Here is a 9,732-nt window from a genome sequence, read left to right on the forward strand (position 1 = left end):
GGTTCTGTGCAATGCCATTGATGTAAACTACCTACATCGCGCGTTTCCGCATAGTAGCGTTCGAAGAGTACGCAGACTACCTGCATCGGCATTAGCTTCCCTTGTTCCCCGGACGATGCTTCGCAGCCCCCGGCGTTTTCTTTCGCGGCGCGCGATCATATTTCTCTCTATCAACTCATAGCATAGTTAATAGATTGAGGGACAAGGGGAGAAGACCGATGCAGCAGAAGACGAAAATGACGTTCCGCTTCGACGGCGCCAAGCCCCGGGAGACGACGCAGCAACGCCCTTCCGTGCAGGAGAAAGTCCAGGACGCTTGGGGGGGCTTCCCGCATCCGGCGCAGCCGCACGGACAAGAAACGCAAACGCAAACGGAAACGCGAATGGACGGGCGGGAAGAGCCGCGCAAGGCGGAAGCGATGGATGCGTGGCACAGCCCTTACCAAGACGATATTCACGCGCTGGAAGAGATCATCCGCCGTTCGGATCCTTATCCGCAAGCGCAGGCAGAGCAACCGGCGGGCGGAGCTTCCGCTTCGCGCCAATCGGAGGACCGTTCTCCGCAGACGCCTCTTGCGGACGCCAATTCGAATCGAGACTCCCGCATGCCTTCGGCGCATGCGGAGATGGCGGGGGCGCGCGCGCAGCTAACGCAGCAAGCGCCGAACGCGGCGCCGATCCGCCGCGGCATGGCCGCGATGCATCGGGCGCCCGCCGTCCGCGCCGAGTCGCAAGCGCCGGCTCGGCGATCCGGCCTTGGGCGCGGCGAGCCGGCGCCGGCCGCGCGTCCGAACGAACGCGCATCGAACGCGCAGCCGGACGTCTATCGCAGCGCACTGGCGCCGGATCGCCGCAGTACGCATTCGCAGGCTCCGGGCAGCGACCCGGGGCTGGACCTCCGCGGCGCGACCGCGCCCGATCGTCGCGGCGGCTTCGGCAAGCCGTCCGCGCCCGAGAAGGACCGCCGCTCCGGCGCTTCCGAGACGTTCGAGGCGCCTCCGCTCGCGAGCTCTAATCTGCCGCCCGAGCTCTACCGGCCGCAGCCGGGCGGCAGCGCGCCGCAAGGACGCAAGTCCGTCACGGGATTCAGCGCGCCAGCCTCGCTTAGGGGACAGACGCACGCGAACCGGGACGGCCTATCCGTCTACCCCGAATCGACGTTTGCGGACCTTCCGGAGGAAGACGGCTATAGGCCGGAGATCGATCCGGCCGTCGACGAACCTGCGAATCACGGTTGGATGTCCTCCGCTTATCTACGCCGCCGCGAAGGCCCATCCTGGCTGCGCATCTTCGTATCCGTCGCGGGCGCGATTGTCACAGGGGCGATATTCGGCTACCTGGCGCTGTCGCTGTTCACCGGAGAGCCGTTGTTCCCCGGCAAGTCTTCGGGGGCGGATACGCCCGTCAACGCAGGCGTTCAGCCGCCGGCCGACGCTCCGCAGACGGCCGGGGAGGCGTCTCCGGCGTCCGCATCGACGGCGAGCGCGGGCGCGAAGGACGCGGATCCTGCCTCCGGCGCCGAGCCGGCGCAGGGGACCGTCTCCGCCGTCGCGCCGGCGTCCGCCTACTATTTGCTCCAATACGGCGTATTCGGCACGCAGGCCAGCATGAACGACGCCGTGAAGGAGCTGGCCGGCAAGGGGCTGCCCGCCGCTTCGGATACGACCGACGGCTTCCGCGTCTACGCCGGGATCGCGGCTACCCGCGAGGAAGCGGCCGCGCTCGCCAAGACGATGGCGGGAACGGAAGTATACGTCAAAACGCTGGAGAATCAGCCGCTGGATCTGGCGGACAATGCCCAAGCCGCGCGTTGGGCGACTTATCTCAAGACGGGCGACGCCTTGACGGCGCGCTTGGCGGACCTCGCCTCGAACGCCCTGCTGCAGGAGAAGGCGCAGGCGCTGCCCGCGGAGGAAGTCCAAGCGATGGAGCTGACGTACGCCGCTTGGCAGAAGGCCGCGCAAGACCTTCAGGCCTGGGCCGGGGCTTCCAAGACGGAAGCCGAGTCGCACGCGGCGCTGCTGGCGGCCGCGGCGAAGGAGCTGCGCGACCACGCGGGCTCGCCGACCCAGGCTTCGCTCCGCAAAGTCCAGACCGGCGCCCTGCAGGCCGCGCTCGCCGCCAACCGGATTCGGCTCGATCTGCAGCTCGGCAGCGGCCGTTAATAGGACGACAGACCCGACAGCCCCCGCCCTTGGGGCTGTCTTTTCTTTGCGCATTGTGCAGGCTGACCAGGCCACGTATAATAGAGAAACAAGTGTCAAAAAACGGCGGGTGACGTTGAATCGTGAAGAAAAACGGATGGGTCTTGCTCTTGTTTTTGTTCCTAGGCATTCTTGGAGGGGCGCTTTTGGCCCATTGGCTCGAGGCCGTTCCGGGATTGGGGTTCCTGACCCGAACCGTGAAGGTGCATTGGTCTCCTTCCGCCGATCTGCTGGTGCTCGTCTACAACATTAACATCGCGCTCAACATCAGCCTCCTGAGCCTCGTCGGGGCTGTCGTCGCGATCTGGCTGTACCGCAAAATGTAGAGGTCCGTTGGGTGAACTTTTGGGGAGGCTGAATCGTCTATGCAAGATGCGGTTGGGCGATGGTCTCGATTACGTTACATAAGCGTGCTTGTTTCCGGGAATAGCTTGCATAGGCAGCCATTCCCAGAAATAGGTTGCATGGCCGTCAAGGCGGAAAATGGAGGGTGGTGGAATGATTCGGTCGCTTATACTTGCTTCGTCATCCCCGCGAAGGAAAGAGCTTCTTCAAGGGTTGAACTTGCCTTTTCAAACGCATCCCAGCGAAGAGGACGAGTCGGTTCCGACGGGAACGGCGCCCCGAGAAATGGTGGAAATGCTTTCATTAAGAAAGGCGAAATCGGTTGCTTCCCTTTACGGCGAAGGTCTCGTGATCGGTTCGGACACCATCGTCGTCTGCGATCGTCTCATTCTGGGCAAACCCCGGGATGAAGACGACTCCGCTCGCATGTTGTCTTTGATCCAAGGAAGATCGCACTTCGTCTACACCGGCGTAGCGATCGTCGAGGCCGGAACGGGACGTTCCAGCGTCGCGCATAGCAAGACCGAGGTTTTCGTAAAGCCCATGGACAAGGATAAGATCCGCAGATACATCCAAACGGGCGAGCCCAACGACAAGGCGGGCAGCTATGCCATCCAAGGCATCGGGGCGACGTTGGTCGAGAAGATCGACGGCGACTACTTCACGGTCGTCGGACTGCCGGTCGGCTTGCTCGCCGAAATGCTCGAGAAGTACGGCATATCCGTTATATAGCATCATCGCCGCGACTCGATACGCCTCGTTCGGCATCGCATGCGCTTGAGCCGCCGCCAGCCGACATTCGTTCCTACCGCCCGACGACCGAAGTCCATACCCGCATCCGACGCGGAGATCCGAAACGAGGAAACGGGATGGAACAACGGTCTTATCTGCTGAAGGAAGTGCCGACGGAGGAACGGCCGCGGGAGCGGATGCAGCGGCACGGCCCCGCCGCGCTCAGCCATGCCGAACTGCTGGCGATTCTGCTGCGGACCGGCTCGCGCGCCGAGTCGGCGGTGCATCTGGCGCAGCGCATCCTGAACGAGAACGGCGGGCTGCGCTGGCTGGCCGGGCGAAGTTGGGACGAGCTGATCCACATTCGCGGCATCGGTCCGGCCAAGGCGATCGAGCTGCAAGCCGCGGTCGAACTGGGCAGACGCGTCGCTAGATCGCGCCTTCCGGAGATGCCGCGCATATCCCGGCCCCAAGACGCCGCGGACCTGCTGATGGAGGAGCTGCGCCACCTGCGCGAGGAACACTTCGTCGTGCTGTTCCTGAACACGAAGAACCAGGTCGTCGGCCGCGAGACGCTCTCGATCGGCAGCCTGAACGCGTCCGTCGTGCATCCGCGCGAAGTGTTCCGCGCCGCTATCCGCCGCAGCAGCGCTTCGATTCTATGCGCGCACAATCATCCGAGCGGGGATCCGACGCCAAGCCCCGAAGACCTCCAGCTGACGCGCCGGCTGTCCGAAGCCGGAGAGCTCATCGGGATCGAGCTCCTCGACCATTTGGTAATAGGTGACAATCGCTATGTGAGTTTGAAGGAACTGGGCTCCTTGTAATATAATAAATAAGATTGTCCCAACAGGAGGTAGCATAAGATGCTTGGAGGATTTACACGCGATCTGGGAATCGACCTGGGTACCGCGAACACACTCGTATACGTCAAAGGAAAAGGAATCGTCGTCAGGGAACCGTCCGTGGTTGCCCTTCGTACCGATACGAAAAAAATCGAAGCCGTGGGCGAAGCCGCCAAGAAAATGATCGGCCGTACGCCCGGCAATATCCGGGCCATCCGTCCGATGAAGGACGGCGTGATCGCCGACTTCGAGACGACGGCTACGATGATCAAGTACTTTCTGAACCGCGCGCAGAAGCAGCGCTCCTTCCCGCCCCGCCATCCGAACGTGATGGTCTGCGTGCCGTCCGGCATCACCGCCGTCGAGAAGCGGGCCGTCGAGGACGCCGCGAAGCAAGCCGGGGCCCGCGAAGCGGTCACGATCGAAGAGCCGTTCGCGGCCGCGATCGGCGCCGACCTGCCCGTATGGGAGCCGACGGGCAGCATGGTCGTCGACATCGGCGGCGGCACGACCGAAGTCGCCGTCATCTCGCTCGGAGGCATCGTGACGAGCCGTTCGATCCGCGTGGCGGGCGACGAGATGGACGAGTCGATCATGCAGTACATCAAGCGCTTCTACAACCTGATGATCGGCGAACGCACGAGCGAGCAGCTCAAGATGGAGATCGGGTCGGCGCTGCCGCTCGACAAGATGGAATCGATCGAGATCCGCGGACGCGATCTCGTGTCCGGTCTGCCGAAGACGCTGGCCATCACGTCGGACGAGATTACGGAAGCGTTGTCCGATACGGTGAACGCGATCGTGGACGCCGTCAAGGTGACGCTGGAGAAGTGCCCGCCCGAGCTGTCCGCGGACATCATGGACCGGGGCATCGTCCTGACGGGCGGCGGCGCGCTGCTGCGCAACCTGGACAAGCTGCTCGCGCGCGAGACCGGCATGCCGGTCATCGTCGCCGAGAACCCGTTGGATTGCGTCGCGATCGGCACCGGCAGAGCGCTCGAGAACATTCATCTCTTCAAATCGAAAGGATCCCGCTCTGGCCGTTAAGGAAGCGGGCGGCCGGAGTCCGGCGGCACATCAAAAGCGGGTGATCGGTTATATTTAAACTTTTCGGCAACAAACGGCTGTTCATTCTCATGATCGGGCTGATCCTCTTCATCGCCATCATGGGATACACCTTGCGGCGGAGCGGCGCCACCTGGCCCGAACGCTTCGTGAACGATGCGTTCGGGACCGTTCAAGGCGCTCTGTACCGGCCGGTCGGAGCGGTTGCGGAGTTTTTCCGCGACCTCGGCCGGCTTTCCGACGTCTACAAAGAAAACGAAGTGCTGAAGCAGACAGTGGCCCGCTACACGCAGGACCGGGTCCGCTACAACAAGATCGAGAGCGACAACAAGCGTTATGAAGAACTGCTTCATTTTACCGAAACGCAAAAGCAATTTTATAATTATAAATATCTGTTCGCCCAGGTCATCGCGAGCAGCACGAACCCGTACGACAAGACGATCAAAATCCTGCTCGGCTCCCGGGACGGCATCAAGGAACGGATGGCGGTCATCACGGCGGACGGACTGGTCGGTCTTGTCAGCTCGGTCTCCGAGTTCACCTCGACCGTCATGCCGATCACCGAGATGGACCCCGCTTCGCCGGACGTGATCTCGATCTCGGCGACGATCTCGGGCAAGGAAGATTCCGCCTTCGGGATCATCGAGTACAACAAGGAGAACGGCGTGCTCCAGATGAGCAAGATCGACGAGAACGCGAAGGTCGAGAAGGGCGATACGGTCGTGACGGCGGGGAAGGGGAACCTCCTGCCGAAGGGCCTGATCATCGGGACCGTGCTGTCCAACCAGGTTGGCGACTACGGGCTGACCCACACGGCGACGATCCAGCCCGCCGCCAAGTTCGACCATCTGTACGAAGTCATGGTCGTCGTCGCGCCGGATCCTGACAATCCATGATGACGATGCGCATGAACCGGACCATCGTCGTGACGCTGGCGCTGCTCCTCCTGCAGACCGCCGTCATTCCCTGGCTGATTCCGTCCGCTTGGAGCGACCGCCTGCTGCCGCATCTGCCGTTCGTCATGACGGTGTTCGTCGCCATGTTCGCCGGCAGGCACCGCGGCTTTCTGTTCGGCCTCGGCTTCGGCCTGCTGGAGGACACGCTGTCCTACGGCCATATGATCGGCGCCTACGCGTTCGGCATGGCGCTGTTCGGGTACCTCATCGGCTTGGCCGCCGAGCAGCGGAGCAGCCGCACGCTGGCGCTCCTGCTGGTGACGGTAGGGATCGGCAGCGGGTTGCTGGATTTGCTCGTCTATTTCATCTACAAGCTGTTTCTCTTAACGCATCTCCCGATCGCTTACGTGGTCTACTGGCAAGTCGTGCCCACCTTGCTGCTCCAGACGTTCGCGGGTCTTCTGCTCTATCTCCCGGTGCGGCGCTGGTTCGTCAAGAATGTCGCAGCCGCCAAGGAAGAGGCCAACGCGTGAGCACGGACGCTCGCGCAGCGTCGCTTGCGCGGCCGGATTTGGATCGGCCGGCAGGAATTCGGCCCCGTCTAACCGAATTTGATAGAGGTGGGAGGGGCGAATGCAGGTGAACGGCAAATCGTCGATAACGATCAAAGGCGTCAAAGAAGGTCTCGTATTCATCCTCGACGACCGGTGCGAATTCGTCACGCTGCTCGACGAGCTTCACGCGAAGCTGGACAAGCACGAGCAGCAGCTCGCCGGACCGCTGGTCCACGTCTACGTCAAGCTCGGTTCCCGGCAGCTGGACGAAGAGGACAAGGAGCGCGTCCGCTCGATCATCCGCAAGCAGGGCAACTTCCTGGTGCAGACGATCGAGAGCGACCCTGTACCGGAGGAAGCGGCGGATTATGCCTCTTATCAGCTCCATACGGTCTCCGGCATGGTCCGTTCGGGCCAGACGTTGGCGCACGAAGGTCATTTGCTGCTGCTCGGCGACGTCAATCCGGGCGGGACGGTCCGCTGCACCGGCGACATCTATATTATGGGCGCGCTGCGCGGGACGGCGCACGCCGGCTGCGCGGGGCATGAGGAAGCGATCATCGCGGCTTCGCTCATGAAGCCGACGCAGCTGCGGATCGCGGAAGTCATCAGCCGGCCGCCGGACGAATGGGCTTCGGCCGAGCCGTGGATGGAATACGCTTATTTGCGCGACGGCGCGATGCAGATGGACAAGATGTCGCATCTGCACCATAATCGCAACAAAGTTCTGCAGGTCAAAGGAGTGTAGCGCGATGGGAGAAGCGATCGTCGTAACATCCGGCAAAGGCGGGGTCGGCAAGACGACCACATCGGCGAATGTCGGTACCGCGCTGGCTTTGATGGGAAAAAAAGTATGTCTGGTCGACACCGATATCGGCTTGCGCAATCTCGACGTCGTCATGGGTCTCGAGAACCGCATCATCTACGACCTGATCGACGTGGCCGAGGGACGCTGCCGGATCAACCAGGCGCTGATCAAGGACAAGCGCTTCGACGAACTGTACATGCTGCCCGCGGCGCAGACCAAAGACAAGAACGATATCTCGCCGGAGCAGGTCCGCAAGATCATCGAGGACCTGAAGCCGGATTTCGATTATGTCATTATCGATTGCCCCGCGGGGATCGAGCAGGGATTCCGCAACGCGATCGCGGGCGCGGACCAGGCGATCGTCGTGACGACGCCGGAGAACGCCGCCGTGCGCGACGCGGACCGGGTGATCGGCCTGCTCGAGAAGACGCAGATCGCGCCTCCCAAGCTTATCATTAACCGGATCCGCCCGAACCTGCTGCGCAGCGGCGACATGCTGGAGGTCGACGATATTTGCCAGGTGCTGGCGATCGACTTGATCGGCATCGTGCCGGACGACGAGATCGTGATCAAGGCGGCGAACCAAGGCGAACCGACGGTCATGAATCCTTCTTCGCGCGCTTCCATCGCCTATCGGAACGTGGCGCGCCGCATACTCGGCGAGACGGTGCCGCTCATGCATCTGGACGAGAAGAGCGGCATGTTCCGGCGGGTCCGCAAGTTTCTCGGAATGGGATGATCCCGCTTGCTAAACAGACTGAAGAAAATAGACTTGCTCATGGTGCTCATCCTCGTCCTGTTCATGGGGATCAGCACGCTGCTCGTCCGAAGCGCGACTTATTATACCGAAGGGTATTCGAATAAGGACATCCAGACGCTGATCTTCTACGGGGCCGGATTCGCGGCCATCCTGCTGATCACCCTGTTCGATTACCGGCTGCTGCTGAAGACTTGGTACGTCTGGTACGGCATCGGACTGATTCTGCTCGTGGCCGTCTATCTGTTCGCGGAGCCGATCAACGGCGCGAAGAGCTGGTTCAGATTCGGCAGCTTCCTGTTCCAGCCGGCGGAGATCATGAAGATCTTCTTGATCCTGGCGGTGACCGTGCTCATGGGACGAAGGCAGGGAGATCCTCTGTCCATGCGCAAGGACGTCCTCCTGATCGCGGCGGTCGCGTTCGTGCCGTTCCTGCTCGTCATGATCCAGCCCGATCTTGGCAACGCGATGATCTACGTCTTCATCGTGCTCGGGATGCTGTGGATCGGCAACGTGCGATACTCGTACGTGCTGATCGGGCTGGCCGTCGTCGTCGGCGGGGTCGTGCTGTTCGTGAGCCTGTTCAATACGTACAACGCCGATATCAAGGACTACTTGACGAAGCACGAAAAGGCGCACTGGTATCAGCGGATCAACACGTTTATCCACCCGGAAGAAGCTTCGATGGACGACAAGCGCCAGGTCGAATACGCCAAGATCGCGATCGGTTCCGGCGGTCTCGCCGGGGACGGCTACATGCAGGGCGAATCGAAGAACCGCAAGTTCATTCCCTATACGTACTCCGATTCCATCTTCGTCGTCGTCGGCGAGGAGTTCGGTTTCCAAGGCGCGGCCGTGCTGCTCCTGCTCTACTTCGTCTTCATCTACCGGATGATTCTGATCGCCTATCAGTGTTACGATAGGCGAGGCTCCTTCATCATCATCGGCATCGCGTCCATGATGGTGTTCCAGATCTTCCAGAACATCGGCATGATGATCGGCGTCATGCCTCTGACCGGCATCACGCTGCCGTTCGTCAGCTATGGCGGCACGTCGCTGCTCCTGAACATGATGTCGATCGGTTTGATCTTCAGCATCCGGGCGCACCAGGAGAAATACACGATCGATACGTAACGCCGGCTCGGCCGGCGCGTTTGAAGGCTGTCCCAAAGCGGAATCGTCCGCAAGGGTCGGCCTTTTTTTTCATGAAAATGGGTTTTGGCCATTATCGCTGTCAGGGCTTACACACCAAATAATCGTACGGAATATTCGTCTTCGGTTGGGCAAAGGTCGCCCGGATTTCATCGGCTGGGGCGCTATCCGGTGGCTCTCGCCGTGGTGCTTGATAGTGGTTCTTGATGGTGGTGCTTTCTCGTGGTGGCTGCTTCCCAATAAATTGTAATCATACAACTTATTTGCCTCCTATCAGCGGAAAAGAGGCATTTACTTGCAAAAGTACCACTTATTCAGTAGAAAATCGAAAAGTGATCAAAAAATGGGCGATATAGTTGTACGTTTACAACTTA

General features: G+C 61.2%; 10 protein-coding genes. All 10 read left to right on the top strand.

The annotated features are described in order from the left end of the window. Positions 1-218: 218 nt before the first annotated feature. The 10 genes from H7C19_RS26480 to H7C19_RS26525 all read left to right on the top strand — a co-directional run bounded on the left by H7C19_RS26480 (position 219) and on the right by H7C19_RS26525 (position 9,340). Positions 219-2,165, top strand: a complete 1,947-nt coding sequence (locus H7C19_RS26480) for an SPOR domain-containing protein (RefSeq protein WP_185672101.1) — start codon at positions 219-221, stop codon at positions 2,163-2,165. A gap of 185 nt (positions 2,166-2,350) precedes the next feature. Next, a complete protein-coding gene (locus tag H7C19_RS26485; protein WP_313732007.1) occupies positions 2,351-2,530 on the top strand; it encodes a DUF4321 domain-containing protein in 180 nt (59 codons plus the stop codon). Between the two features lie 157 nt (positions 2,531-2,687). Beyond that, positions 2,688-3,281, top strand: a complete 594-nt coding sequence (locus H7C19_RS26490; protein WP_185672103.1) for a Maf family protein — start codon at positions 2,688-2,690, stop codon at positions 3,279-3,281. A 137-nt stretch (positions 3,282-3,418) separates the two neighbouring features. Next, complete coding sequence (gene radC, locus H7C19_RS26495) at positions 3,419-4,108, top strand: RadC family protein (RefSeq protein WP_185672104.1); 690 nt, start codon at positions 3,419-3,421, stop codon at positions 4,106-4,108. A 39-nt stretch (positions 4,109-4,147) separates the two neighbouring features. Continuing rightward, entirely contained in the window at positions 4,148-5,173 is a 1,026-nt protein-coding gene (locus H7C19_RS26500; protein WP_185672105.1) for a rod shape-determining protein, read from the top strand. A gap of 77 nt (positions 5,174-5,250) precedes the next feature. Then, a complete protein-coding gene (gene mreC / locus H7C19_RS26505) occupies positions 5,251-6,087 on the top strand; it encodes a rod shape-determining protein MreC (protein ID WP_281384980.1) in 837 nt (278 codons plus the stop codon). Between the two features lie 11 nt (positions 6,088-6,098). Further along, positions 6,099-6,620 carry a rod shape-determining protein MreD gene (mreD, locus tag H7C19_RS26510; protein ID WP_221469494.1) on the top strand — a complete coding sequence of 174 codons (522 nt, stop codon included), beginning with the start codon at positions 6,099-6,101 and terminating at the stop codon, positions 6,618-6,620. 100 nt (positions 6,621-6,720) lie between these two features. Continuing rightward, the gene (gene minC / locus H7C19_RS26515; protein ID WP_185672108.1) at positions 6,721-7,389 is read left to right on the top strand and encodes a septum site-determining protein MinC; all 669 of its coding nucleotides are present in this window, start codon (positions 6,721-6,723) and stop codon (positions 7,387-7,389) included. A 4-nt stretch (positions 7,390-7,393) separates the two neighbouring features. Further along, on the top strand, positions 7,394-8,188 hold the full coding sequence (minD, locus tag H7C19_RS26520) for a septum site-determining protein MinD (protein WP_185672109.1): 795 nt from the start codon (positions 7,394-7,396) through the stop codon (positions 8,186-8,188). 6 nt (positions 8,189-8,194) lie between these two features. Then, a complete protein-coding gene (locus tag H7C19_RS26525; protein WP_185672110.1) occupies positions 8,195-9,340 on the top strand; it encodes an FtsW/RodA/SpoVE family cell cycle protein in 1,146 nt (381 codons plus the stop codon). The last annotated feature ends 392 nt before the right edge of the window (positions 9,341-9,732 follow it).

The sequence above is a fragment of the Cohnella nanjingensis genome (assembly GCF_014212125.1).
Taxonomy (GTDB): domain Bacteria; phylum Bacillota; class Bacilli; order Paenibacillales; family Paenibacillaceae; genus Cohnella; species Cohnella nanjingensis.

Excerpts from the sequence above, each read along its gene's own strand:
- H7C19_RS26480 (WP_185672101.1), top strand. The coding sequence starts at position 219 with ATGCAGCAGAAGACGAAAATGACGTTCCGCTTCGACGGCGCCAAGCCC.
- H7C19_RS26490 (WP_185672103.1), top strand. The coding sequence starts at position 2,688 with ATGGAGGGTGGTGGAATGATTCGGTCGCTTATACTTGCTTCGTCATCC.
- radC (WP_185672104.1), top strand. The coding sequence starts at position 3,419 with ATGGAACAACGGTCTTATCTGCTGAAGGAAGTGCCGACGGAGGAACGG.
- H7C19_RS26500 (WP_185672105.1), top strand. The coding sequence starts at position 4,148 with ATGCTTGGAGGATTTACACGCGATCTGGGAATCGACCTGGGTACCGCG.
- mreD (WP_221469494.1), top strand. The coding sequence starts at position 6,099 with ATGAACCGGACCATCGTCGTGACGCTGGCGCTGCTCCTCCTGCAGACC.
- minC (WP_185672108.1), top strand. The coding sequence starts at position 6,721 with ATGCAGGTGAACGGCAAATCGTCGATAACGATCAAAGGCGTCAAAGAA.
- minD (WP_185672109.1), top strand. The coding sequence starts at position 7,394 with ATGGGAGAAGCGATCGTCGTAACATCCGGCAAAGGCGGGGTCGGCAAG.